Source organism: Clostridioides sp. ZZV14-6009 (assembly GCF_020658095.1).
In the GTDB taxonomy this organism is placed as follows: Bacteria; Bacillota; Clostridia; order Peptostreptococcales; family Peptostreptococcaceae; genus Clostridioides.
Genome location: NZ_JAGWDG010000012.1, coordinates 24,783 through 49,314, shown reverse-complemented (window position 1 = coordinate 49,314; position 24,532 = coordinate 24,783). Strand labels below are relative to the sequence as shown.

The 24,532-nt window shown below is 27.5% G+C and carries 28 protein-coding genes; 26 read left to right on the top strand and 2 right to left on the bottom strand.

Features of this window, described 5'->3' with window-relative positions; genetic code table 11:
* Window positions 1–20 precede the first annotated feature (20 nt).
* The 13 genes from KGF36_RS14315 to KGF36_RS14260 all read left to right on the top strand — a co-directional run bounded on the left by KGF36_RS14315 (window position 21) and on the right by KGF36_RS14260 (window position 10,464).
* A complete protein-coding gene (locus KGF36_RS14315) occupies window positions 21–623 on the top strand; it encodes an SIS domain-containing protein (RefSeq protein ID WP_227828610.1) in 603 nt (200 codons plus the stop codon).
* A gap of 4 nt (window positions 624–627) precedes the next feature.
* Entirely contained in the window at window positions 628–1,524 is an 897-nt protein-coding gene (dapA, locus tag KGF36_RS14310; RefSeq protein WP_227828681.1) for a 4-hydroxy-tetrahydrodipicolinate synthase, read from the top strand.
* 106 nt (window positions 1,525–1,630) lie between these two features.
* Entirely contained in the window at window positions 1,631–2,263 is a 633-nt protein-coding gene (locus tag KGF36_RS14305) for a ketohydroxyglutarate aldolase (protein WP_227828611.1), read from the top strand.
* A gap of 337 nt (window positions 2,264–2,600) precedes the next feature.
* Window positions 2,601–3,035: a helix-turn-helix domain-containing protein gene (locus tag KGF36_RS14300; RefSeq protein WP_227828612.1), complete on the top strand. Its 435-nt coding sequence runs from the start codon at window positions 2,601–2,603 to the stop codon at window positions 3,033–3,035.
* Window positions 3,036–3,087: 52 nt separating this feature from the next.
* Window positions 3,088–3,210, top strand: a complete 123-nt coding sequence (locus KGF36_RS20245; protein WP_255614783.1) for a hypothetical protein — start codon at window positions 3,088–3,090, stop codon at window positions 3,208–3,210.
* A gap of 1,118 nt (window positions 3,211–4,328) precedes the next feature.
* Window positions 4,329–4,673: a zinc ribbon domain-containing protein YjdM gene (locus tag KGF36_RS14295; RefSeq protein WP_227828613.1), complete on the top strand. Its 345-nt coding sequence runs from the start codon at window positions 4,329–4,331 to the stop codon at window positions 4,671–4,673.
* A 100-nt stretch (window positions 4,674–4,773) separates the two neighbouring features.
* Window positions 4,774–5,013 (top strand): hypothetical protein, encoded by a 240-nt coding sequence (locus KGF36_RS14290; RefSeq protein WP_227828614.1) that lies wholly within the window; start codon window positions 4,774–4,776, stop codon window positions 5,011–5,013.
* 574 nt (window positions 5,014–5,587) lie between these two features.
* Window positions 5,588–6,010, top strand: coding sequence for a hypothetical protein (locus tag KGF36_RS14285; RefSeq protein ID WP_227828615.1), 423 nt, complete (start codon window positions 5,588–5,590; stop codon window positions 6,008–6,010).
* A gap of 130 nt (window positions 6,011–6,140) precedes the next feature.
* The gene (locus KGF36_RS14280; RefSeq protein ID WP_227842922.1) at window positions 6,141–6,362 is read left to right on the top strand and encodes a DUF116 domain-containing protein; all 222 of its coding nucleotides are present in this window, start codon (window positions 6,141–6,143) and stop codon (window positions 6,360–6,362) included.
* An 87-nt stretch (window positions 6,363–6,449) separates the two neighbouring features.
* The gene (locus KGF36_RS14275) at window positions 6,450–7,316 is read left to right on the top strand and encodes a pentapeptide repeat-containing protein (RefSeq protein ID WP_227828617.1); all 867 of its coding nucleotides are present in this window, start codon (window positions 6,450–6,452) and stop codon (window positions 7,314–7,316) included.
* A 116-nt stretch (window positions 7,317–7,432) separates the two neighbouring features.
* Complete coding sequence (locus KGF36_RS14270) at window positions 7,433–7,837, top strand: YmaF family protein (RefSeq protein ID WP_227828618.1); 405 nt, start codon at window positions 7,433–7,435, stop codon at window positions 7,835–7,837.
* A 168-nt stretch (window positions 7,838–8,005) separates the two neighbouring features.
* Entirely contained in the window at window positions 8,006–8,455 is a 450-nt protein-coding gene (locus KGF36_RS14265; protein ID WP_227828619.1) for an acetyltransferase, read from the top strand.
* Window positions 8,456–8,661: 206 nt separating this feature from the next.
* Window positions 8,662–10,464 (top strand): glycerophosphodiester phosphodiesterase, encoded by a 1,803-nt coding sequence (locus KGF36_RS14260; protein WP_227854806.1) that lies wholly within the window; start codon window positions 8,662–8,664, stop codon window positions 10,462–10,464.
* Window positions 10,465–10,581: 117 nt separating this feature from the next.
* Here KGF36_RS14260 and KGF36_RS14255 read toward each other — a convergent pair whose 3' ends face one another.
* A complete protein-coding gene (locus KGF36_RS14255) occupies window positions 10,582–10,908 on the bottom strand; it encodes a winged helix-turn-helix transcriptional regulator (protein WP_227828621.1) in 327 nt (108 codons plus the stop codon).
* A gap of 231 nt (window positions 10,909–11,139) precedes the next feature.
* Between KGF36_RS14255 and KGF36_RS14250 the strand changes: the two genes are divergently transcribed.
* The 8 genes from KGF36_RS14250 to KGF36_RS14215 all read left to right on the top strand — a co-directional run bounded on the left by KGF36_RS14250 (window position 11,140) and on the right by KGF36_RS14215 (window position 18,988).
* The gene (locus tag KGF36_RS14250; protein WP_227828622.1) at window positions 11,140–11,544 is read left to right on the top strand and encodes a pyridoxamine 5'-phosphate oxidase family protein; all 405 of its coding nucleotides are present in this window, start codon (window positions 11,140–11,142) and stop codon (window positions 11,542–11,544) included.
* A 274-nt stretch (window positions 11,545–11,818) separates the two neighbouring features.
* Window positions 11,819–12,727, top strand: a complete 909-nt coding sequence (locus tag KGF36_RS14245; RefSeq protein WP_227842926.1) for a DUF2268 domain-containing protein — start codon at window positions 11,819–11,821, stop codon at window positions 12,725–12,727.
* A gap of 474 nt (window positions 12,728–13,201) precedes the next feature.
* Window positions 13,202–14,614 (top strand): potassium/proton antiporter, encoded by a 1,413-nt coding sequence (locus tag KGF36_RS14240; protein WP_227828624.1) that lies wholly within the window; start codon window positions 13,202–13,204, stop codon window positions 14,612–14,614.
* A gap of 81 nt (window positions 14,615–14,695) precedes the next feature.
* The gene (locus tag KGF36_RS14235; RefSeq protein ID WP_227854805.1) at window positions 14,696–15,508 is read left to right on the top strand and encodes a MerR family transcriptional regulator; all 813 of its coding nucleotides are present in this window, start codon (window positions 14,696–14,698) and stop codon (window positions 15,506–15,508) included.
* 427 nt (window positions 15,509–15,935) lie between these two features.
* Window positions 15,936–16,100, top strand: coding sequence for a hypothetical protein (locus KGF36_RS14230; RefSeq protein WP_227828626.1), 165 nt, complete (start codon window positions 15,936–15,938; stop codon window positions 16,098–16,100).
* A gap of 47 nt (window positions 16,101–16,147) precedes the next feature.
* Window positions 16,148–16,738, top strand: a complete 591-nt coding sequence (locus tag KGF36_RS14225) for a DUF488 domain-containing protein (RefSeq protein WP_227828682.1) — start codon at window positions 16,148–16,150, stop codon at window positions 16,736–16,738.
* A 521-nt stretch (window positions 16,739–17,259) separates the two neighbouring features.
* Window positions 17,260–17,886: an IS607 family transposase gene (locus KGF36_RS14220; protein WP_227828627.1), complete on the top strand. Its 627-nt coding sequence runs from the start codon at window positions 17,260–17,262 to the stop codon at window positions 17,884–17,886.
* Window positions 17,864–18,988 carry a transposase gene (locus KGF36_RS14215; RefSeq protein ID WP_227828628.1) on the top strand — a complete coding sequence of 375 codons (1,125 nt, stop codon included), beginning with the start codon at window positions 17,864–17,866 and terminating at the stop codon, window positions 18,986–18,988. Before KGF36_RS14220 ends, KGF36_RS14215 begins: the two co-directional genes overlap by 23 nt.
* Before the next feature lie 393 nt (window positions 18,989–19,381).
* Here the strand turns inward: KGF36_RS14215 and KGF36_RS14210 are convergent, their stop codons facing one another.
* Window positions 19,382–19,834: a staygreen family protein gene (locus KGF36_RS14210; RefSeq protein ID WP_227828629.1), complete on the bottom strand. Its 453-nt coding sequence runs from the start codon at window positions 19,832–19,834 to the stop codon at window positions 19,382–19,384.
* 466 nt (window positions 19,835–20,300) lie between these two features.
* Between KGF36_RS14210 and KGF36_RS14205 the strand changes: the two genes are divergently transcribed.
* The 5 genes from KGF36_RS14205 (at window position 20,301) to KGF36_RS14185 (ending at window position 24,499) form a co-directional block, all read left to right on the top strand.
* The gene (locus KGF36_RS14205; protein WP_227828630.1) at window positions 20,301–21,659 is read left to right on the top strand and encodes an MATE family efflux transporter; all 1,359 of its coding nucleotides are present in this window, start codon (window positions 20,301–20,303) and stop codon (window positions 21,657–21,659) included.
* A gap of 272 nt (window positions 21,660–21,931) precedes the next feature.
* Window positions 21,932–22,312, top strand: a complete 381-nt coding sequence (locus tag KGF36_RS14200; RefSeq protein WP_227828631.1) for a VOC family protein — start codon at window positions 21,932–21,934, stop codon at window positions 22,310–22,312.
* 124 nt (window positions 22,313–22,436) lie between these two features.
* Entirely contained in the window at window positions 22,437–22,637 is a 201-nt protein-coding gene (locus KGF36_RS14195) for a hypothetical protein (RefSeq protein WP_003420681.1), read from the top strand.
* Between the two features lie 194 nt (window positions 22,638–22,831).
* Window positions 22,832–23,560 (top strand): ABC transporter ATP-binding protein, encoded by a 729-nt coding sequence (locus KGF36_RS14190; protein ID WP_227825061.1) that lies wholly within the window; start codon window positions 22,832–22,834, stop codon window positions 23,558–23,560.
* A 21-nt stretch (window positions 23,561–23,581) separates the two neighbouring features.
* Complete coding sequence (locus KGF36_RS14185) at window positions 23,582–24,499, top strand: SufB/SufD family protein (RefSeq protein WP_227436436.1); 918 nt, start codon at window positions 23,582–23,584, stop codon at window positions 24,497–24,499.
* The last annotated feature ends 33 nt before the right edge of the window (window positions 24,500–24,532 follow it).

Here is a 24,532-nt window from a genome sequence, read left to right as displayed (position 1 = left end):
ATTTTAAGGAGGATAAATCTATGGTAGAAAATACATTACCTGTATTTCTAGAGAATCTATCTAATGAAGTTGCGACGTTCATTGCTTCAATAGATGAAGTATCTATAAACAAAGCACGTGATTTAATTTTCGAAGCAGAAAGGAATCATGGACGTGTGCATGTAACTGGTATTGGTAAGCCAGGCCATGTATCGGGATATATCTCCTCATTGCTTTCGTCCACTGGAACACCAGCATATATATTGCATGGTACAGAAGCAGTACATGGGTCAAGTGGTCAAGTACTTGAGGGTGACGTTGTTATTGCAATATCTAATAGTGGTGAAACTAAAGAATTAAAAGCAACTGTTGAAACATTAAAAGCAAATGGAGCAAAAATAATTGGTGTAAGTGGCAATGTTGATTCATACTTAAAAAATTCTTCTGATATATTTTTATTTGCAGGTGTTAAACAGGAAGGCGATTGCCTTAATAAGGCTCCTCGTGCGTCAATTCTTGCTGAAACTATAGTATTACAATCATTAAGTGTTGCACTTCAGTACGCTAAAGGTCTTGATGCACAGCAGTATTTGAAGTGGCACCCAGGAGGAAGTCTTGGAAAGTCTATTAGAGAGGGAATGTAATTTTATGAAATATAAAGGTATTATATGTGCAATGATAACGCCATTTGATGAAAATCAAAATATCAATCCACATGCAACATGTGAGTTGATTGATTATCTAATTGATAGAGGAATCTATGGATTATTTATTTTAGGAACTAATGGTGAATGTCATGTACTTACAGATGATGAAAAGGTTGAATTTGCAAAAATTGTTATCAATCATACTAATAATCGTGTACCAGTTTTTGTTGGTACTGGTGGCAATTCAACTCGTGAAGTTATAAATTTATCTAAGAGAATGGAAGACATAGGTGCAAGTGCATTATCGATTATTACACCATACTTTGTGGCTCCAACACAACAGGAATTAATTTTACATTATAAAGCTATTGCTAAGGCAGTTAACTTACCAATTATGATGTATAACATGCCAGGTAAGACAGGAATTAATATTGAACCTGAGTCAGTATGTGAATTATCTAAGGTAAAGAATATTGTTGGAATAAAGGATAGTAGTGGTAAGCTTGATAATATAAAAGCTTATATTGAAATAACTAGGAATGAAGACTTCAGTGTATTTTCAGGCTCAGATTCACTTATTCTTGACACCTTGAAATCTGGTGGGCAAGGTGCTGTTGCAGCCACAGCAAATTTTCTAACAGAGATTGATATTGCTATTTATGATAACTTTATCAAGGGTGATTTAAAAGCAGCTCAAAAAGCTCAAAATAGTATTGAAGAACTTCGTCGTATTCTAAAATTTGGGACTATCCCATCTGTTATAAAGAAAACTGTTGTCTTAAATGGAATTAATGTTGGACCTGCACGACTTCCTGTAACTGAGCCAACTAGAGAAGTACTTGAAGAAATTAAGCAAGTAGTTGAAAATTATATAGCAATGTTTAATAAAGTGTTATAAATAGAGCAGGCAATTATGTTAATGTGTAGAGAATACATGTCTTATAAGCAATATTAATAAATTAAATAGAGATTAAAACGCTTTAATGAATACAGAGGTGAACGATATGAAAAAGATGAATATAACCAAAAAAATGGTAGAATGTGGAGCTCTAGCAATTGTAAGGGCGGAAACACTTGAGCGTGCATGTGAGATTGCTGAAGGCTGTATTAAAGGTGGAGTACCAGTTATAGAAATGAGTTATACCTTGAATAATGCTGGGGAAATTGTTCAAGGGCTTAGCAAGAAGTATGGTAAAGTACTTTGTGTAGGAGCAGGAACAGTTTTGGATAGCGAAACAGCTCGTCATGCCATTTTACATGGAGCTCAGTTCATTATTGCACCGAATTACAATGAAGGTGTAGCAAAAACTTGTAATAGATATCAAATTCCTTACGCACCAGGGTGTACATCATTGACAGAAGCAGTAGATGCATTGAGTTTAGGGGCTACCTTTATCAAAGCTTTTCCAATATCAGATTTCTATGGACCTAAACTAGTGAAGGTATTCAAGACACCAATACCTGATATGCCGATATTGGCAAGTGGTGGAATTACTCTTGATAACTTACATATATGGTTGGAAAATGGTGTTGATGTGTGTGGATTTGGTGGGTTATTAACCAAAGGTAGCGTTGAAGATATTGCTGAAAATGCTAGAAAGATTCGTGAAATAATTAAAAATACAAGAGAAGCTTAAAGTTGGAGCTGTTGCATGAACAATTATAAATTGATGTGTAACAGCTTTCTTTTTTATGTAGAGTAGCTTATTTTTAATATACAAGGAGAAATTCCTCTTCCTCACTGTAGGAGGTGCTCTACTAGATTTTATAAAACAATACATAGAAAATAAAATATCCTAATAGGTGTAACAGATAACCATATTACAAGTAAGTGATACGGTTTATTATTTATAATTTTATTATTTGAAATGTAGATAAATCCAGCAATGCAACTAATAGTTAACAAGATGCAACCATATAAGTCTTGTGAATAAACCAATAGATAAATATAATTTAAATTGAGATGAGGTGATTATGTTGAACTTGGGGGAAAATTTAAAAAGACTAAGAAAAGAAAGAAATTTATCACAAGAACAACTTGCTGAAATGCTAAATGTATCTAGGCAAGCTATATCAAAATGGGAATCTAATAAAACATATCCAGATATAGAAAATCTAATATTATTAAGAAATCTATTTAATGTAACTTTAGATGATTTAATAGTTAATGAAAATAAAACTGAAGTTGAAGATACGATTGTAGCAAGTAAATTACCTACTGATAATATCACAGATTATGATAAAAATGAGGAAGAAAATGACCCATCAGATAATTTAATTATAGGTGGTTTTATAATTGGTATATCAATTGGATTTGTAACAGATAATTTTATGTGGGGGGTAGTTGGTAGTTTTATAGGTATGGGAATTAGTTATATACTGGAATATGTAAAAGAAGAGATAGAATAAATTAAATTTTAAAAAGGTTAAACCTATAGATTTGCAAGATAAGGTATATGAAATGAGTCCAATAGAAATTTTTAAGGCATTAATAGATAACAGGATTAGATTAGGATTATTTTCTTATGCTATATTAGATACTAATTATCTAGGTATAAACACTTACTTTTCAAGTGTTGAATAAGAAAGAAAATAAATTTATATATATGCAATTAGAAAATTGTGATGAGACTATAGGAACAGGTTATGCTATATTAAATGATTATAAATTGAGCCAGGGAGAAAAGTATTTTATTAAATTTATTAAACAATTTTAGTATATCTACTGTAGGATATTTAAAAATAAAACTTTATAATAATGAATAATTAACATAGACCATATAAGATAATTACTTATGTGGTTATTTTTTAGTGAAGGAAGTACTTTTAAAAGTATAACAGAGAACTATATTATAAGTAATAGATACAGTATTTATGTGTATAGTATATAACATAAATAAGAATCAAAAAAATAAAAATAGCAATGGTCAATCGGACTTGTAGAGTTACTACAAAACACTGTAAATAGTATATTTAAATGTATATGATTTTCTATTATTTTGTACATAATTTCAATGGTTTTATCTTATTTTTTCTATTTAGAAAAGGACTGATTTAAAGTTCAAGTTATGATATAATTTCATTAAAAGAAGGCAAATTTTAGATAAATATCAGAAAATTATGGTTAAGAAACAATAAATTCTATCCTATGTATAAAATGAATCAAGTTTTGTTTGCAATAAATCAAACCTAGTGCCTAAATTAAAAGAAATCAACTTTACAAATTGAAGTTTTGTAATAATGTCAATAAATTTTGAAGTTATAGCATTAGGTAAATCAACAATAGCCACACCTTTAGCATTCGAGCTGGACAAAGAAGTATATCTTCGTTGGATTGTATTTTATAAAAAATTGTATTAGGAAGTGAAAAAATTTATACTAAGCCATCAGAAGAAGCAATTAGACAATTCTATTTACAATATTATCTAAGTGTAAATGAATTAGAGCAATCCTGTAATGATATTGAAATATTGATTGATAAAAAATAAATTTTATTTTTAAAAGCGGTTGAGTATGACAGATTGACTGTTTTTTCTTTTATAAACTTAACTACAATAGGTAAGTATTAAAAAGAGATATTTACTTTTCTAAGTATAGGGCTGTATTTGTCAATATAAGTATAATGTGGTATCATATAGGCTCAAAAGAAATTTTATATATTTAAAAATAAAATTAAAAATAATAAATGGAGGACATATAAATATGGAAAATTTGCCAAATTGCCCGAAATGTAATTCAGAATATACTTATGAAGATGGAACGCTTCTAGTTTGTCCAGAATGCTCTCATGAGTGGACATTAGGATTAGATGCAGAAGAAGATACAGACATTATTAAAGATGCAAATGGAAATGTGTTAAATGATGGAGATGCTGTAACAGTAATAAAAGACCTTAAAGTAAAAGGAAGTTCATCCTCTATAAAGATAGGAACAAAAGCAAAAAGTATACGTTTAATTCATGACCCATCTGATGGGCATGATATAGAATGTAAAATAGATGGTTTTGGAGCTATGAAACTAAAGTCTTCTGTTGTCAAAAAAGCATAGTATAAAAAATTTGTGGTATTTATGAAATAATCTATATAGCTATTGTACAGATATAAATTTAAGATTTTAATGTAGTGAAAATTCATTAGGAGGGTAGCTTATGTGTTATTTTTTAAAAGGTGAAAAACAAGATTACTATGTAAATAAAGTAATGGAAGAAATGAAAAAAGTAGTACCTATAGTGTACAGATGCTGTGAAGATAGTGAAGATGGAGAAGCAGTAGCTGGATGTGATAAAAATGGTGAAGTAAAGTTATGGATAACATTTGACCCAAATGAAAGATTAGAAATGGATAAGCATATAGAAAAAGGTACATTACTAGAATATATTATTGGTTAAGAAAGAAATCTTAGTATTTCTTTCTTTTTTTGTGGCAAATTTAGCTTATAGATTTTTAAAGGATAATTTATATATTTTCTTGTGTGAGTGTAATAGATTATTTTTCAATGGGGGTTCTAAATATTTTACCTGTCCTCCTTAATATACTATTATCGCTTTTATCTGGATTTATAAGATATTGTATGTATAAGATATGTAGATAAAAATCAAGGCAAAATTTAAAATAATACAATTTAAAAATGTAACATAAAATTATATTATAAACAAAATTATAATCAGGCGTGGAAAAGAGCAATTACTTTTATTAAGATGTGATAAGATAAATATAAATAAGAAAATCCTAATATACTAGAACTAAGTATCTTCAAAAAATTACTTTATTTTAAATTCATTAAAATAAAAAATTATAACCATATTTTTAATAAATTTTAAAATATAGCTAATATTGACTAAGGAGTTATTTACTAAAAAATAATCAAAATATTTAAAGATATTTTAGGATATAGGTTAAGTCTAAAATAAAAAATAAATGTATGTTAGAAGTATAATCAAATCTAACATATAGGAGGGTTATATGAGAGAGATAGTAATTTATTCGTTATGCGAAAGAGAGGAAAGTTCTAATAAATATTATAAAGATGTATCACTTTTTACCAATCAAGTAATAGATAAAGTTTCCAAATCTACTGGTATATATACAGAAGAATTTAGAGCGTTTATATATCAAAATGAGATAGAATGTGTAAGAAGTAATATAGAATATGTACTTGAACTATTAGTCTTAGGTTTATTATGGAAAATATATATAAATAAATCAATAACATTAAAGAAAATACCGAAAAGTATGCTTATAAAACTATCCAAATTAAGGGAAAAAAACAATCTAAAAAGAACAGCAGATTTTTGTAGAGGAATTTTAGCAACGATATTTTTGAATAAAGAGTATAGAAATAATATAGATTTAACACTGAAAAACTTTAGAAAACTAATTGATTAGTTATCAGCTACAGGAGAATTTAATCAAGAAGTCAAGAGGTTAAAAATATGGTTGGAGCTGAAATAATTAATAGGTGCTATATAGAAGAATTTTTGAATGCAAAAGAAAAAAGACTGCTTTTACAAAACAAATGGTAGATGTTGAGGATGTAGGTATAATTGGTGTAGCATGCGTACTTAACCTTATATCTGGAGGATGGAAAGTGAAAAATTTTGGATTTGTTCCTCAATGTGTAGTATTAGATTATTGTGGATGCAAAAATCATTGGCATGAAAAAGGTATTGTTACAGATATTAACGTTGATAGATTACTGTATACTATTGGAATAAAGGACACTTTAACTTATAATTAAAGAAGAAGTAATTTTGTACAAATAGTTTAAAAATGACTTATTAATAAATATTAATTTATAAAATGCAAAAACAAAAGGAGAATAGATATGAAAGCTATACATAAAGATAAATATAATAATCAACTATTTGAAAGTTTAAAAATTGACTGTGAAAAGTGTTTTGGACTTTGTTGTGTGGCCCTTTATTTCTCTGCTTCAGAAGACTTTCCTGTTAATAAGGAATCAGGTAAACCATGTACTAACTTACAATCAGATTTTAAATGTTCTGTACATAAAAATCTTAGAAGGCAAGGATTTAGAGGTTGTACTACATATGATTGCTTTGGTTCAGGTCAAAGGGTAGCTCAAGTAACATACAAAGGAAAAAACTGGATACAAGAGCCAGAGTTAGCAAACCAGATGTTTGAAGTATTTTTAGTTATGAGGCAGTTACATGAAATGTTATGGTATCTTAAAGAAGCATCTACATTAGATATATCTGATGCAACCAAAGAAAAACTTAATCTAATAATTGAAGAAACTGATAAGATAACTAATATGAGTCCAGAACAACTAATAGATTTAGATATAATATCACATCGAGCAAAGGTTAATTCATTATTGTCACAGGCTAGTGACTCTGTATTAGAAAAAGTCAAATCTTTTGTAAAGAGTTCCAATTTTAAAAATAAGAAAAAATTAAGTAAAAGTATGGATTTAATAGGAGCTGACCTTAGAAAAACAAATTTAATAGGAGCAGATTTAAAAGGTAAATTTCTTATAGCAGCTAATCTAAGGGAGACAGATTTAAGTGGTGCTAATTTGATAGGAGCAGATTTAAGAGACTGCGATATTAGAGGGGCAAATCTTAAAAATAGTGTATTCCTTACACAATTACAGATTAATACTGCAAAGGGAGATTCTAATACAAAGTTACCAGAGATACTAGTACGTCCTAAATACTGGGATAAATAATTAAATTATTACATAACTTTACAAAATATGAACTTTTTTGACTCCAGTTCATAGTATATATTAGAGGTTCTTTAGAGGAATTTCTTAATATATAATATAATAGGAGAGATATAAAAATGAGTTATCAAAATTGTAAATGTGAAAAAGATTATATGTATGAGGATTATAAATATAATAAATGTAATAAGTGTTATAATGACTATGAAGAAATGACACATGTTCATGAATACTCAGAAAGTGTTAAATTAGCAGAAGAATGTGACGATAGACATAATCATCGTGCTGCAGGAGTTACAGGTGAAGTTATACCAATAAATGGTGGAACAAATCATGTTCATAAAATAAATGATAATGTAGATTTTCTTGACCATTTCCACAAGATATGTGTTACAACAGGTCCAGCAATTAATATACCAGGAACTAATAAGCATGTTCATTTAGTATGTGGAAATACTACTGTTAATGATGGCCACTGCCATAAATTCCTTTTTACTACTCAAATAGAAGCACCTTTAGTATAAACTAAGGTAAATTATTGTAGTAAATTTATTAAATGTAAGTATGTAAATTATAAAAGTGTATTAGAGATAATATTTAAATTTAATGAGGACTATGATATTAACTTTCATAGTCCTTTATAATTTCTATCTTTGATAAAAAAGAATATTAATTATGGAGAGGAGATTATTATGAGTTCTGAAATAGTTTTTGAAATGAAACAAAGAAGTGCAAAAGAATTTCAAGAGATGTTACAAGTTTGGGAATCATCAGTAAGAGCAACACATGATTTTTTAATAGAAAAAGATATTGAATCTTTGAAGCTATTAGTTAAAATTGGTTTGACACAAGTAGAAACTATGGTTTGTGTAAAAGATGATAATATGATTAAAGCCTTTATGGGAATAGATAAAGATAAAATTGAAATGTTATTTATAAAAGGTGAATATAGGAGTAATGGTATTGGAAAAAAACTAATATTATATGCCATAAATAAATACAATATAAAATATGTTGATGTAAATGAACAAAATAAAAAAGCAGTGGGATTTTATACTCACTTAGGGTTTAAAGAGTTTGATAGGTCTGAAATAGATGGGCAAGGGAATCCATATCCAATATTACATATGAAACTAGGTTAGTATAGATTTAGTACTATATTAAATATATAAGCAAATACAAGTTAATAGTAGAAAGCACTTTTTTAAGAAGAAGAAAGTGCTTTTTTTATTTGTGAATAGTCGTAAATAGAATAATTTATAAGATATTAAATTATAAATTATTAAAAGATAATATATATTTAAGTTATTTACAGGTTAAAATATAATAAAAAGATTAAGGGGATATCATGAAAAAGAGAATTTTAAATAATTTTATAAAATTGGTGAAATATAACTGGAGTACATTAATTCTATTTGAGTTATTTCATAAAGGATTAGCTTTGTTGATTATATTACCATCAATTAAATTTGTATTAAGTAGTTCTATGAAAAGTGCAAATATAGTGTATTTAAGTACTGATAACATAGGAGAAATATTAACGAATCCTCTATCAATAATATTAGCTATACTGTCAATTATAATATTGGCATTTTATATGTTTTTTGAATTTACTTCAGTAATTATTTGTTTTGATAAATCACGAATTTCTGAAAAAATTACTTTGTTTAAACTTATTAAATTATCCTTAAAAAAATCTATAAACATATTGAATCCTAAAAATATATTATTATTTGTGTTTGTATTACTAATAGTTCCATTAACGAATATAGCCTTAACCTCAGGTTTTATAGGGAAAATAAAACTTCCTGAATATATATTGGATTATATAAGTTCTAATATTGTTCTAAATATAATTTATATAGTTTTAATTTTAATATTATATGTATCAGTTATTAGGTGGATTTTTAGTATACATGAAGTAACTCTAAATACAAATAGTTTTAAAGAAGCAAGAAATAAAAGTGCTAGCCTTACAAAAGGAAAAGCAATAAAATTAATACTTTATTCTTTAGGATTGTCTCTAATAGTTACTGTCATAGGGTATATAATTTATCATGTTATTATTATATTGATAGGAATATGGACTAAAAATTACACCAATGCAAACTTTTTAAAAGATATATTTATTAGTAGATGTATTATGTTTAATGATTATGCAGCATTTATTTCATCAATAGCTATATTTATAATTAGTACTGGATTTATTTCTGCATTTTATTATGAATATAATGACATTCGTGTCTATAAAAAGAATCTAGAAAAACAAAAAAACTCAATAGGGGCAGTATTAAAAGTTACTTTGAAAATAGTAGTAATTTTATTTGTCCTACATATTGAGTCAATGATGTACTCTTTAAACAATGATATTTTATTTAATACTTCATTTTTTTATAACACAACAGCAACGGCTCACAGGGTTTCAGCGTTGGTTGCTCCAGAAAACACTATAGCAGCATTTAAAGAAACCTTTATAACTCAAGCTGAATATGCTGAAATTGATGTTCAAGAAACTAAAGATGAAGAGTTGATTTTATTTCATGATTATAATTTTGAAAGAGTCACTGGTGTAGATAAAAATGTTTGGGAAGTAGATTATGATGAAATTAAGACATATGATGCAGGAAGTCATTTTAGGTCAGATTTTGCTGGAGAGAAAATACCAACTCTTGATGAGGCAATGAAGTATTCTAAGGGGAAAATAAAATTGCTAATAGAAATAAAGTTTAATGGTCATGAAAAAACTGATGTAGAAAAAAGAGTATTAGAGCTAATTAAATCAAATAGACTAGATAGTCAATGTGTTGTAGCATCAATGAATAAAAATGTATTAAAGAGGGTTAAAAAATTAAATCCCAATATGGTAACTTGTTATTTAACAGCAGTTGCATATGGGAATTTTTATGACTGGGACTATGTTGATATATATGGAATAGAGTCCACATTTATAAACAAAAAAGTAGTAGATAACATACATCAAAAAGGAAAACAAGTTTTTGTATGGACTATTAATAGTAGTAAATTAATGAAAAAAATGATTAATTTAAATGTAGATAGTATAATTACAGATAATCCATTTTTAGTAGATGATGTAATTTATTGGCAGAAAAATGGATTTATAAATAGAGTAGCTAATTATTTATTTAGGTAGATTCTTATAAAGATATAATTGAAGTATATTAGACTAAAAATGTGCAAATTGTAAAATAATATATTTATTTTACAATATTTTAAATAACCGTATCATAGTGAAGCGATACGGTTATTTTTATTTGTTAATAACTTTATGTCTGTAATCATTTCCCCATTCATGCATTGAATTTAGAACTGGTTCAAGACTATAACCAGTTTCCGTTAGGGTATATTCTACCTTTGGAGGAACTTCTGGATAAACTTTTCTAGTTACTAAATCACTTTCTTCCATAGACCTTAAGTTTGATGTTAAAACTTTTTGAGTTATGTTTCCAATAGATTTTTTGATTTCACCAAACCTTTTAGTACCATCTAATAGTTCTCGTATAATTAATACCTTCCATCGATTACTGATGAGTTGTAAAGTAATCTCTACAGGACATTCAGGTAAATCTTTTTTCATAAATCATAACATCCTTTCTTTAATAATCCTCTTTAAAGTATTATATCATTTTAGGTAATATGCATAAAAATTTATTTTAAATATATAAGTATTTAAAAATGAAATATACCAATAGTTTCTATTAGGTAACTATAGTACTTTAAAGTGCTTACTATACAGTAGATACTAATGAGTTTATTATATTATTAAAGAAATAAAAAATACAACAAATTATTTTAGGGGGTAGATGAAATGAATGAAGTAGTAAAGTTTTTAAAGGAAAATCCAGTTCAATATTTTGCAACAATAGGAACTGATGGAAAGCCAAAAGTTCGCCCATTCCAATTTATGATTGAAGAATGTGGGAAATTATATTTTTGTACAAGTAATGAAAAAGATGTATTTAAACAAGTTAAAAAAAGTCCATATGTAGAAATAACTACATCAACTCCTGAATTTGCTTGGATAAGACTATGTGGAAAAGTCATATTCTCAGATAATAAGGATATAAAGAAAAAAATAATTGAATCTAGTGAGCTTGTTAAATCAATCTATAAGAATGAAGAGAATCCTACTTTTGAAATCTTTTATCTTGAGGATGCTAAGGCTGTAATCTCAGATTTTTCAGGGGAGCCACCAAAAGAATATAGTATTTAATACAAAAAAATTAATGCTAATAGCTAACAATATTATTCTAACAACATTAAAATAGAATTTAAGTTAGATGATAATATTATCCTTGCTTTAACATAATTAATTCTAATAAAAAGATAAATGTTTAAAAATATTATACGAATCCATCACATTACAAATAAACAAGAGAGTCATATTATATGAAATTAAATGATTCTCTTATTTATTTGTATAAGTTTATATATTGACATTGACGCTACGTAATTCTATATACTTTATTTTAAAGGAGATGATAAAAATGAATATTATAGAGGTACGCTCAGATAAAATATATAAAAAAATAATTAATGCACCTATAAATAAGAAAGAGGATATATACAGATATGAATTGATGAAACCTTTTGAGTTTAAATGGAAGTGTATAAACGTTCCAATCACTGCAAAACAAGAAGGTGGATATGATGTAATTATGGCAAGTGATATGATGGGGGTTTTATCTCCAAGAGATATTAATGAAAATCAAATAAATAGCATAAATATTTTATCTAATGACAAGCTTTGGAACAGGTGTAAAGAAACTATTGAAAATTCCCTAAAGTCTTTTATAAAAGAGGGATATAAATTGAATACTGAGGAGTATAAATTTTCAATATTATTAGCAAATCCAGAAAGCCCTTATACAATATTAAGTGATGGATATTTTGGTGATGGTGGAATTCCAGGATATATATTTTTATCAATAGTTCCAAATGAGTACACTATTAATAGGTTACCAGTAGCACTAGCGCATGAATGTAATCACAATATTCGATTTCAATTTATAAAATGGAGCAATGACATAACTTTGGAAGAAATGATGATAAATGAAGGTCTTGCAGAAAACTTTGCAACATGGATGTTTGGAGATGATATGGTAGGACCTTGGGTTAGTAAGACTGACCTTGAAACACTGAATACCTATATAAAGCCAATAATTAAAAGTGGCTTAAAGGAAACTGGATTTCAAAATATAATATCATATCTTTATGGTGATGATATAGCTAAAATGCAAGGATATTTTCCAGTAGGACTACCTTATTGCGCAGGGTATGCCTGTGGTTACTATATGATTAAGTATTATTTAGAAAAAACAAACAAGTCAATAGTGGAGGCTACATTATTACCATATAGTGAAATTATAGAGGTAATAAGGGAGTTTTGGGATTAAATCTATAAATTGCATAATCTAAAAAAAGATTATGCAATTATTCTATTTTTGAGAAAAATAAATTGACAATGATTTGTAAGAAATATACAATAATATATATAAAGAAATATTTCAATGATAAAATTTTGAAGATTTCATATCTAGTGTATCTAATACTACATGCTAGTTTCTTATTACTTATCTAAATATTATGTATTTCATAGTTACCTGTAAATTTACTATAAAAATATGAAATACACTAAATAATCGACTGAAAAATGAAATATTAATTAAATAAAATTCAAACTATAAAGATTAAATGAATATAATTAAAGTAAATATATAAAATTGAGTACAATACTCAATTTTTAATAGATTGTTAAATTTTAATTACACTTTGTACAATATAACTTATATCATATTTATACTTAAAGAAGCAGTATAATTACAGATATAATTTAATCTGTAAAATTTATATGAAATGGAGATGATGCTATGACAGAATTGATGATTATAAGTGGATTAGTGCTATTGATTTGTATAACCTCAAGCAAGGTATTATATAAATTTGGAGTACCAATATTATTGATTTTTATCTTATTGGGCATGTTATTTGGGTCTGATGGAATGGTAGGAATCTATTTTGATAACTATGAGTTAACAAAGCAATTATGTTCTATTGGATTGATATTTATAATGTTTTTTGGAGGATTTGGAACAAACTGGAACATGGCTAAACCAGTTGCAGTACCTTCTATACTGATGTCTTCATTAGGCGTAATAATTACAGCAGGTGTTACAGGTATCTTTTGTTACATGGTAATAGGAACTAGTTTATTTGAAGGTTTGTTAATTGGAGCAATTGCAGCTTCAACAGATGCTGCATCTGTATTTGCTGTATTACGTTCTCAAAAACTAAACTTAAAAGGTTCTCTTGCTTCATTATTAGAAGTTGAAAGTGGAAGTAATGACCCAATAGCATATATGTTAACATTAATTATTTTGACATTGATGAATAATTCTGGAGTAGAACTTATTATTCCAATGGTAATAAAACAAATAACTTTTGGATTGGCAATAGGATTTATATTGGCAAAATTATCTGTTTATATTTTGAGAAATTCAAATTTTGAAATAGAAGGATTTTATACTATATTTATTACAGCTATTGCGTTACTTTCTTATGCACTTAGTGAGTATGTTGGAGGAAATGGATATTTAAGTGTATATATTTCAGGTATTATTATAGGTAATAGTAAGATACCTCATAAAAGGAGTCTAGTTCATTTCTTTGATGGAATTTCATGGATTATGCAAATAATGTTATTCTTTATGTTAGGATTGTTATCCTTCCCTTCAAAACTACCAAGTGTATTTGGTATAGCAATAGCCATATCTATATTTATGATAATTATTGCAAGACCATTAGCCACATTTATAACTCTAGCAAAATTTAAATTTTCAAACAAAGAAAAATTGTTTATATCATGGGTAGGTCTTAGAGGTGCTGCGTCAGTAGTTTTTGCAATTTATGCAGTTACTCAAGGAGTAGTCATAGAGAATGATATATTTCATATAATATTTTTCATAGCGTTACTTTCAGTAGGACTACAAGGTACGTTGATACCAACTGTAGCAAGGAAGTTAGACTTGGTTGATGATAATACACCTGTATTAAAAACATTTAATGACTATGATGGTGAAATTAGTTCTAAACTTATAGAAGTAAATATAGACGATGATAGTAAGTGGGCTGACAAGAGTATAATGGATTCTAATATACCAGAGGACATATTAATAGTTATGATAAAACGAAAAGAGCAGGTTTTAGTACCTAAAGGGTCAACTGTTATAAAAAGAGGGGATACTTTAGTATTAAGTGGAGACAGAATTGAAGAATTAATATAATTATAATTTATTTAATATTGACTTTAACCTAAGGGTAAGGTTTAAACTTAAATTAATCAAATCTAATGCGCAGGTGATGAGATGTTTTCTATAGGAATGTTTTCTAAAATAAATAAAATAACTACAAAGACACTAAGGTATTATGAAGATATAGGGCTGTTAGAACCAGAATACGTAGACGAATTTACAAAATACAGATACTATACAACAGAACAATTACCAAAATTGCATCAAATAATCACCTTAAAACAAATGGGCCTATCACTAGTTGAAATAAAAGAAATAATAGAAAAGCCTGAAGAGGTGGAAAAGATTTTAATAAACAAAGAAAAAGATATATTAGATGTAATGAGGAATGAAGAATATAAGCTTATTAAACTACGTAATTACCTTAAAAACTTAAAAGGAGAAGTCGATATGAATAATGTAATTATTAAGTCCCTACCAAAAGTTAAAATTGCTTCTATGAGAAAAGTATTAAAGAATTATGATGAGCTTTTCAATTTGTTTCCAAACGTAATGGCTGGAGAAATGATGAAATCAGGATGCACATGTATGGTTCCAGACTATTGTTTCAATATATATCATGATGGTGAATATAGAGAAACAGATATGGATGTTGAGATGTGTCAAGCGATAAATGACCTAAAAGAAGACACGGATTTATTAAAATTTAAAGAAATAGACGAAGTTGAAAATGCAGTTTGTATATTGCATAATGGGCCATATTCAACATTAGGAAAAACTTATGCAGATGCATTTAAATGGATACAAGATAATAAATATGAAGTAATAGGGCATTTTAGGGAATCTTATATAGATGGTATATGGAATAAAGAAAATGAAGAAGAATGGTTAACAGAAATCCAGATACCTGTGAAACATATTTTATAATAAATTAAAATAATATATAAGTAATTAAGTAAGGTCTGTCTAAATAAAAAGATAGACCTTATTTTTATCATATATAGATTTAGATAGAACTGACAAGATAATACTAAATGAAAGGTATTTTAAAATAGATAGTTTTCCTAAAATGATGGATATAGAGTCTCCACATAGTATCCTTGATGTATTTTGGGATTTAGATAAAGTAAAAGATAAGTATTTTATACAAGAAAATAAGTTTTTAAGGGCACTATTAATTATAATGAGTTACAGTAAATAAATAATAATTGCAAGTGAATATTTTGTAAGTGAAAATAAAAAACATATAAAAATAGCACTAAGTAAAAAGGAGAGGACATATCTAGAACAATTAAGTGATACCTTATTTGATTTTGAAGAAATAGGGTATAATTATTATATAATTGATGCTCTTATGAAGTTGGCACTAAGAGAAAGAGTTTCTCTCTATATATATCTGTTGGATTTGGAAATAGGATTAGAAATAAATGGATTATTTAGCAATGTATATATGGGGTTAAATGGAAGTATAGATATAGTTAAGTATATTTGCAGTGTAGAAGGCTTATATGTAAGATAGAGTATCAATTGTATAAAATAGTAATTCTAAGAATAGTAGGTGATTGTATGGAAATATTTGCAATAGGACATTCAAATTATCCATTTGATAAGCTTATTAATATGATAAAAAAATATAATATAAATTGTGTAGTTGACATTAGAGAAACTCCATATTCTAAATATAATATTCAGTATAATAGAGAAACATTCAATGAATCACTAAGAAAGGCTGGATTTGTATATATATACATGGGTAAGGAATTTGGGGCAAAAAGAACTAATAAAGATGTATATACACAAGAAGGTTATGCAGATTTTGAAGAGGTAATAAAGGAAGATATATTTTCAAAAGGAATAGAGAGATTAAAAAAGGGATGTCAAATGGGTTATAAAATAGTTTTATTAGGTGCAATGCAAGAGCCTATAAGATGTCATAGAAGTATTTTATTAGGAAAAATATTAAATAAAGAAGGTTTCGATGTAAAATATATAATGCATGAAGGACATTTAGCATCTCAAGAAGATATAGAAGAGTCATTGTTAGATAAGTATTTTAGTGATAGAAAACAACTTAGTATTGATAATTTGTTAGGAAATGCATTAACAAGAGAAGAGAAGATAAAAGAAGGTAACGAAACAGTTTATAAAAACTTGTAAATACTTATAAAATATTACAATATTTTATAAGTAAAACTGTAGCCTCGTACGTGTAGAAATATACGTAGGACACGACTTGAAAACCAGTAACTCCTAAAGCCTAACGACTACAATAAGAGATAATCAAACTCTTATGAATGTGAAGAAATTCTGAAACAACAGTTAGGATGATATATGGCGAGAGCCTAAGTATTAATACAATGGATGTTTGGTCGCCAAGCCTAGAAATAGGAAGGTCAAACGACTATCTCGAAAGAGAGTACAACTCAAGTGATTGGAGTTGGAAGCGGGTCGCCCTTAACACGTAATGGTGAAGGTGAAGAAATAGTCTACGCACGTTCTGAAAGGAAGTGACTATTAGTGTGAGCGAAATAGTGTCATAGAAGTAGCGTTCTATGGTAAATAGCATAATACTTATAATATTAAATATAAAAACATATAAAAACATATAAAAACATATAAATATAATATTGTTGATGTTTTGTACCCTTGATATAATAAACATATTGGAGGTGTGAAGTATGAAATATTATTCAATAAGTGAATTTGCTAAAAAAATTAGAGTTACTGAACAAACACTTAGAAATTGGGATAAAAAAGGGACTTTTAAGCCACATCATACATCAGATTATGGAAAAAGATTTTATTCTCAAGAACAACTTAATGATTATTTAGGAATAAATCCAGTAGAAGTATCAGATAGAAAAGTGATTGGTTATTGTAGAGTAAGTTCTCATAAGCAAAAGGATGATTTAACAAGGCAAATTGAAAATGTGAGAATGTATATGATAGCAAAAGGATACCAATTTGAAATAATCACAGATATTGGGAATGGGATAAATTATGATAAAAAAGGACTTAAAAAACTTCTAAAGATGATACAGTCTAATAAAGTTGAAAAAGTTGTGATTCTTTACAAAGATAGACTTTTAAGACTTGGATTTGAATTGTTTGAAAACATTTGTAACTATAACAATACTAAGATTGAAATTATAGATAGTACTAATAAAATAGATGAAGAAGAGTTAGTTGAAGATTTAGTGCAGATAATTACTGTATTTAGTTGTAGGTTACAAGGTAAACGAGCAAAGAAAACTAGAAGAATTATTAAGGAGTTAGCAGAAAATGATAAAAGCGAAGAAAGTTAGATTACTCCCAACTAAAGAACAAGAAGAAATGTTTTTTAAGTGTTCTAACATAGCAAGATTTAGTTATAATTATTCTTTAGGTCTTAGAATCAGATATTATAAGATGTTCAAAAAAACTATATCAGAACAGAGATTAAGAAAACATATAACTAAAAGAAAGAAAACTAAATTAAAATTTTTAAGTGAAGTATCTAATGATATACCTAAGCAAGCAGTTAAAGATATGAACCTAGCTTTTAAGAATTTTTTTCAAAAAGGAAACAAAGGATTTCCAAAATTTAAAAGTAAAAGAAAGTCTAAATTATCTTTTTACAATGATGTTTGTAAATTAAAGATAGAAGATAATAATATAATCCAACTTGCTAAAATAGGTAAAGTTAAAACAAGTGAGCAACTTCCAATAAACACTAAATTTACAAATCCTAGAATAAGCTATGATGGTAAGTATTGGTACATATCTATAGGAATTGAAGTAGACGAAAATCAAGTCGGCTTAAATAAAGATTTAGTGATTGGGGTAGATTTAGGACTTAAAAATCTTGCAATATGTTCAGATAACTCTGTATTTAAAAATATCAACAAAACTCACAAAGTCAGAAAAACTGAAAAGAGGTTAAAAAGATTGCAACGTAAGGTTTCAAGAAAATATGATATGAATAAGCAAGGTAATAAGCATTTGAAAACCAAAAATATCTTAAAACTTGAAAAAGAGATAAAACTTATTCATAGAAAACTTACAAATATACGTAATAATCATTTGCATCAGACCACAAACAGTATCATTAAAAAATATCCTTGCAAAATAGTAATGGAAGACTTGAATGTTGGTGGAATGATGAAAAATATCTACCTATCAAAAGCAGTTGCAAACCAAGGTTTCTTTGAATTTACAAGACAAATGGGATATAAATGTAAATTTAATGGAATTGAGTTTGTAAAAGTAGATAGATTTTACCCTTCAAGTAAAAAATGCAGTCAATGTGGTTCTATCAAAAAGAACTTAAAATTGAGTGATAGAATTTATAAATGTGAGTGTGGACTTGAAATTGATAGAGATTTAAATGCAAGTATAAATTTAGCCAACTATGAAAAATTAGCATAGAATCACTTAAAAGACAATGCTGATATGTAGGGTACGTTGTACCCGAATTTACGCCCTTGGAGTGTACTAGAACTTGTGAGTAGAGTATTTGTCAAAAGCATACACATTGAATAGGGAAGAAAAATAATTTTATGAGTTTTAATATGTTTTTATATTAAATTATAAGTATTATGCAACGGTTATAGATTAGCTAATAAAGAAATAGGATATAGAACAGAAAAAATAGGTAAGTAAAATATATTAACTACCCAAAAACTTAAATACTATTTAATAAGAAAAGTTATTATAAATTTGTAACAGTTAAACATGATGTACTAGCTAAGGTCGTTATGTTAAATTAATATTATTATCTAAAGGGTTACATTGTTTTAAAGAGCACATCATGTTGTACTGTTAAAAAATAAAATCTCTAATATTGCCATAATCAACTGTTCTATTAAGAGTAGGATGGCTAGATATAAATCTAACTGTAATCTTTGAGTTTAACAAACAAGGATTTGAAGTTAAAAATATTCTATCTCCATTGACAATAGAAGTAATAGCTACTGGTAAAATATCAACAAAGGTATCATATCTATTTCTAGCAATTTGATAAGGATAGTTTCCTACAAAAACAAATAGATTTAAGTCATATATATTATCAATGAACCAAGCCCATTGACCATAAACTTTGTCAATACTTACTGTACCTAAACCAAGTGTATCAAAGTATGTTGCTATAGTTAAATAAATATTTTCCATGTTTTCTAAGTATGAAACAGTATATCTTCTGAAACGTATAGGTGCTGTGGCAGAAATAGGGTAAACCATATTTACATTTAAATTATTAGCATTCAAATTAACCAAATTATCACATCCTAAAAAGAGTCTATAAGATACAATATTTAAATTGATGTGATTTTGTTACAGATATATTATAAGATTTTATAAATTTGTTTTTAGTAGATGTGACTTAAATGACCATGTCCATTACAAAAAATTTTATGAAGCTAATAAAAAATATGTTTATTGTTATTGTTATATAATAGTGGTACAATATTATCGAAATACAGTGATTGCATTTGATATCCAGCTATATTAATCAGTTAATTTAACTCATAAATATTTTAAATCTAGTATCCATAAAAAATAATAAACATAAGATAATTATAAAGATATACTGTGTTCAAATGATATTAAACAAGATTTATATTATTTGAACACAGTATATTATAACGTTAAAAATACAATTCTAAACCTTATGGTATCAATTCATAGTTCGATAAAATAATTAAAAATTAAATTTATATAAAGAGGGAAAAGAGGAAAAGGGATGTTTATAAGGAAGAATGTTATAAAATTAGCGATTCCTATAATGATAGAGCAGACATTTGTTATGCTTCTAGGGGTATTTAATACAATGATGGCAGGTCATATTGGGGAAGAGGCTGTATCTGCAGTTGGAATGGTTGATTCAATCAATAATATATTTATATCTGTATTTGCTGCGCTATCTGTTGGTGCTACTGTTGTTGTAGCTCAACAAATAGGAAAAAGAGATACTGAAAAAGTAAATGAAACTATCAAGCAAGCATTAATATCTGGTGTAATATTATCACTTACAATAACAATATTAATGTGGATTTTTAGAACAGGTGTAATCAATTTGTTTTATGGTTCAGCAGAAGAATTGGTAAAATCAAATGCAAAACTGTACATAGAGTTTACATTATTCACCTATCCATTTATTGCAACACAGCAGATAGCAAATGGTATTCTAAGGGGTTGTGGAGATGTAAAGAAACCTATGTATGTGACTATGTTTATGAATATAGTAAATGTAACATTAGGATATATACTTATATATGGTGTTGATTTAAATACTTTAGGGATAAATTTACAGACACCTTCTTATGGCATAACAGGAGCAGCTATGTCTATTGCCATAGCTAGAATAATTGGATGTATAGTTATTATAAGAGCTTTATTTAAAGGAAATGAATTTATATCTATAGGTAAAATATTTCCATTTAAGATTGATGTTGAAACTCAAAAATCTATATTTAATATAGGTATACCAGCAGGGGTTGAACAATTACTTTTTAATGCAGGTAAATTGATTGTTCAAGTATTTATAGTTACTATGGGAACATCAGCAATTGCATCAAACGCAATAGGAATGTCAATTGCATCTATTATAAATGTAATTGGAAATGCATTAGCCCTGTCTGCTACGACTTTGGTGGGGCAATATATAGGACGGGGAGACATCAAAGGGGCTAAGAGCACTTTGTTATATCTAACTAAATTTGCAACAGTTTGTTTATTTGCAGTAGGTGCTATATTTATACCAATTGCACCATGGATTTCAAGCATGTATACTCAAAACTCTAATGTAATTGATGTATCAACACAATTAATTCGAAGTGATTGTTTAGCTATGGTAATATGGCCTATATCCTTTGTACTATCCGCAGGTCTAAAAGGAGCTGGAGATACTAGATATACAATGATGACAGCTGTAATAGGAATGTGGATTTTTAGGATTTTTACAGGCTACGTATTAGGGGTTGTATTAGAATTTGGAGTGCTAGGAATTTGGATAGGTATGTATACAGATTGGCTTGTTAGAGGAACCTTATATTGTTTGAGATTAAGAGGAACGAAGTGGCTAAAACATAAAGTTGCATAGAATATAAAAAATCACTTTTAGATAGTAAATTCTATTTAAAAGTGATTTTTTATTTAGAGAATATCATAATTATAAGTATGATATATAGAAAAATTAAAATATGTAAATTAAGGCTATAATTATATGGATACTATAAATTATATATTGTATAGAATTACATAATTTGGCGATAAATATTATAAGTATATATCTATAGAAAATAATATATATGGGTATATTATTAAATATAAAAAATATTAGATATTTATTTAATAATAAAGGTGGGTATTTTTATGATAAATAAAATAGGAAAAATAACTCTCTATGTAAATAATCAAGAGGATGCAAAATTGTTTTGGACAGAAAAATTAAACTTTGTGGTAACTTATGAAAAAGAAATGGGTCCAAATATGAAATGGGTGGAAGTAGCACCAAGTAAAAATGAATTTACAACATTTGTATTGTATGATAAAAATTTGATGATGAAGCAAAATCAAGATGTAAGTTTATCGCATCCATCAATAATTTTAAGTACAAGAGATATTAATGGAACTTATGAACAGATGGCAAAGAATAAAGTTGAAGTAGGAGAATTAATGGAGATGCCTTATGGAAGAATGTTTTCTTTTAAAGACCAAGATGGAAATTCTTACTTAGTCAGAGAGGATAAATAATTTTGCAAAGTGTTAAATTTACTCAATATCTGATATAATTAGAGACAATAATAATTATAATTTAGTATTAAACTATAATTATATAGTTAAAAATCAATTGTAAAATTTGAGTAGAGGTGATGAAATGTTTAAGAAAATGGCAGTGCTAAAAGATATAGCAACTAAAATAGGACGTAAAAAAGCGTATGAATTATTAGAAATGGTTGAGGGTAATGACGCTTTTGTAGCTGAAGTAAAAATAAAAAAGAATGGGATTGAATCTAAAAAAGAAGAAATTATGTTAAAAGATAATCAAAAAATAATACTAGAGTATATAGAAGGTTAATTTTTAGATACATATATAATTAAATAATACTGATTTTTAAAGATGAGTTAGAAAAACTCATCTTTTTTATTTTTTAATAAATTTGTTTTATATTTAATATATATTTTATCCCTTAGAGTTGCTGAGATATAAAAAGTACTGATATAATAAAAGAATGGATATAAATGTAATATTTTACAGAAAAGAGGGGTATTATGCTTGAAATAAAAAATCTTTCCTTTAATGTCGAGTCTAACAATGAGGAGCTAGGAATAATAAATGATGTTAGCCTTTCATTTGAAAAAGGCAAACTTATTGTTATCACAGGTCCAAATGGTGGAGGAAAATCCACAATTGCTAAGCTTATTATGGGAATTGAAAAAGCCACTAGTGGTCAAATACTTTTAGATGGAGAAGATATAACTAATCTTAGTATCACAGAAAGAGCAAAAAAAGGAATAGGATACGCATTTCAACAACCACCAAGAATAAAAGGGATGACAGTTGAAAACCTGCTTACTCTTGCTCATGGAAAACCATTGTCTACTGATGTGTGTTGTCAATATCTTACAGATGTTGGATTGTGTTCAAAAGATTATTTAAATCGTGAAGTTGATAACTCTCTTTCTGGAGGGGAAATGAAAAGAATCGAGATAGCAACTCTTTTTGCTAGAGATTTAAAGGTTTCTATATTTGACGAACCTGAAGCAGGTATAGACCTTTGGAGTTTTGGAAAGCTTAATGAAAGTTTTAAGAAAATTCATGGGGAATCTGACCAAACTATAATCATAATTTCTCACCAAGAAAGAATATTAGAGTTAGCTGATGAAATAATTGTTTTACAAGATGGTTCAGTAAAAAGCCATGGAACAAAAGATGCTATATTACCTGAAATCATGTGCCAAGTTAATTCAAATTGTGAATTAATGAAAGATATGAATTAATTAGAAAGGAAGGCAAATTAAATGAACAAAATAGACTTAAATCTTTTAGAAAAAGTTGCTGAACTTCGCGGAACTCCATTAGGAGCATACAATATACGTAAAAATGGACAAGGTATAGAAAGACATTCAACTGAAAATGTAACTATAGCTCCAAAGACTGATAAACCTGGAATTGATATTATAGTAAAACCAAATACTAAAGGAGAAAATGTTCATATACCAGTAATAGTAACAGAAGCTGGTGTACAAGACATGGTTTATAATGATTTTGAAATTGGAGAAAATGCGGATGTTGTTATAATTGCTGGTTGTGGTATACATAATTGTGGTAATGATGACAGTGAACACAATGGAATACATAGATTCTTCTTACATAAAGGAGCTCGTCTAAAATATGTGGAAAAACATTATGGCGAAGGTGATGGAGAAGGAAAAAGAATTTTAAATCCAGTTACGATTGTTAATATGGGCGAAGATTCATATTGTGAAATGGAAACAATTCAGATTAAAGGTGTTGATTCAACTAAAAGAGAAATGGATGCTACTTTAGGTAAAGGAGCAAAGATAGTTGTATTTGAAAAGTTGTTAACTCATGGAAATCAAGTTGCAGAATCTAATATGAAGGTTATATTGGAAGGTGAAAATTCTTCTGCTCAAGTAATTTCTCGTACAGTTGGTCAAGATAACTCTAAACAAAAGTTTAATCCTTGTGTTATTGGGGATTCTCTTTGTTCTGCACATGTTCAATGTGACTCAATAATTATGGGCAATTCTCAAATTAGTGCGATACCTGAAATTGCTGCAAATCATCCAGATGCTCTTTTAGTACATGAAGCAGCAATTGGAAAGATTGCAGGAGACCAAATTTTAAAGATGATGACATTAGGCCTTACAGAAGAAGAAGCAGAACAACAAATACTAAATTGTTTTTTAAAGTAAGTCCAAGTTTTTATTTAATTTAATATAATTAAT

What these genes read in the sequence shown, in the direction of transcription:
- KGF36_RS14315 (WP_227828610.1), top strand. Translation starts at nt 21, where the DNA reads ATGGTAGAAAATACATTACCTGTATTTCTAGAGAATCTATCTAATGAA.
- dapA (WP_227828681.1), top strand. Translation starts at nt 628, where the DNA reads ATGAAATATAAAGGTATTATATGTGCAATGATAACGCCATTTGATGAA.
- KGF36_RS14305 (WP_227828611.1), top strand. Translation starts at nt 1,631, where the DNA reads ATGAAAAAGATGAATATAACCAAAAAAATGGTAGAATGTGGAGCTCTA.
- KGF36_RS14300 (WP_227828612.1), top strand. Translation starts at nt 2,601, where the DNA reads ATGTTGAACTTGGGGGAAAATTTAAAAAGACTAAGAAAAGAAAGAAAT.
- KGF36_RS20245 (WP_255614783.1), top strand. Translation starts at nt 3,088, where the DNA reads ATGAGTCCAATAGAAATTTTTAAGGCATTAATAGATAACAGGATTAGA.
- KGF36_RS14295 (WP_227828613.1), top strand. Translation starts at nt 4,329, where the DNA reads ATGGAAAATTTGCCAAATTGCCCGAAATGTAATTCAGAATATACTTAT.
- KGF36_RS14290 (WP_227828614.1), top strand. Translation starts at nt 4,774, where the DNA reads ATGTGTTATTTTTTAAAAGGTGAAAAACAAGATTACTATGTAAATAAA.
- KGF36_RS14285 (WP_227828615.1), top strand. Translation starts at nt 5,588, where the DNA reads ATGAGAGAGATAGTAATTTATTCGTTATGCGAAAGAGAGGAAAGTTCT.
- KGF36_RS14280 (WP_227842922.1), top strand. Translation starts at nt 6,141, where the DNA reads ATGGTAGATGTTGAGGATGTAGGTATAATTGGTGTAGCATGCGTACTT.
- KGF36_RS14275 (WP_227828617.1), top strand. Translation starts at nt 6,450, where the DNA reads ATGAAAGCTATACATAAAGATAAATATAATAATCAACTATTTGAAAGT.
- KGF36_RS14270 (WP_227828618.1), top strand. Translation starts at nt 7,433, where the DNA reads ATGAGTTATCAAAATTGTAAATGTGAAAAAGATTATATGTATGAGGAT.
- KGF36_RS14265 (WP_227828619.1), top strand. Translation starts at nt 8,006, where the DNA reads ATGAGTTCTGAAATAGTTTTTGAAATGAAACAAAGAAGTGCAAAAGAA.
- KGF36_RS14260 (WP_227854806.1), top strand. Translation starts at nt 8,662, where the DNA reads ATGAAAAAGAGAATTTTAAATAATTTTATAAAATTGGTGAAATATAAC.
- KGF36_RS14255 (WP_227828621.1), bottom strand. Translation starts at nt 10,908, where the DNA reads ATGAAAAAAGATTTACCTGAATGTCCTGTAGAGATTACTTTACAACTC.
- KGF36_RS14250 (WP_227828622.1), top strand. Translation starts at nt 11,140, where the DNA reads ATGAATGAAGTAGTAAAGTTTTTAAAGGAAAATCCAGTTCAATATTTT.
- KGF36_RS14245 (WP_227842926.1), top strand. Translation starts at nt 11,819, where the DNA reads ATGAATATTATAGAGGTACGCTCAGATAAAATATATAAAAAAATAATT.
- KGF36_RS14240 (WP_227828624.1), top strand. Translation starts at nt 13,202, where the DNA reads ATGACAGAATTGATGATTATAAGTGGATTAGTGCTATTGATTTGTATA.
- KGF36_RS14235 (WP_227854805.1), top strand. Translation starts at nt 14,696, where the DNA reads ATGTTTTCTATAGGAATGTTTTCTAAAATAAATAAAATAACTACAAAG.
- KGF36_RS14230 (WP_227828626.1), top strand. Translation starts at nt 15,936, where the DNA reads ATGAAGTTGGCACTAAGAGAAAGAGTTTCTCTCTATATATATCTGTTG.
- KGF36_RS14225 (WP_227828682.1), top strand. Translation starts at nt 16,148, where the DNA reads ATGGAAATATTTGCAATAGGACATTCAAATTATCCATTTGATAAGCTT.
- KGF36_RS14220 (WP_227828627.1), top strand. Translation starts at nt 17,260, where the DNA reads ATGAAATATTATTCAATAAGTGAATTTGCTAAAAAAATTAGAGTTACT.
- KGF36_RS14215 (WP_227828628.1), top strand. Translation starts at nt 17,864, where the DNA reads ATGATAAAAGCGAAGAAAGTTAGATTACTCCCAACTAAAGAACAAGAA.
- KGF36_RS14205 (WP_227828630.1), top strand. Translation starts at nt 20,301, where the DNA reads ATGTTTATAAGGAAGAATGTTATAAAATTAGCGATTCCTATAATGATA.
- KGF36_RS14200 (WP_227828631.1), top strand. Translation starts at nt 21,932, where the DNA reads ATGATAAATAAAATAGGAAAAATAACTCTCTATGTAAATAATCAAGAG.
- KGF36_RS14195 (WP_003420681.1), top strand. Translation starts at nt 22,437, where the DNA reads ATGTTTAAGAAAATGGCAGTGCTAAAAGATATAGCAACTAAAATAGGA.
- KGF36_RS14190 (WP_227825061.1), top strand. Translation starts at nt 22,832, where the DNA reads ATGCTTGAAATAAAAAATCTTTCCTTTAATGTCGAGTCTAACAATGAG.
- KGF36_RS14185 (WP_227436436.1), top strand. Translation starts at nt 23,582, where the DNA reads ATGAACAAAATAGACTTAAATCTTTTAGAAAAAGTTGCTGAACTTCGC.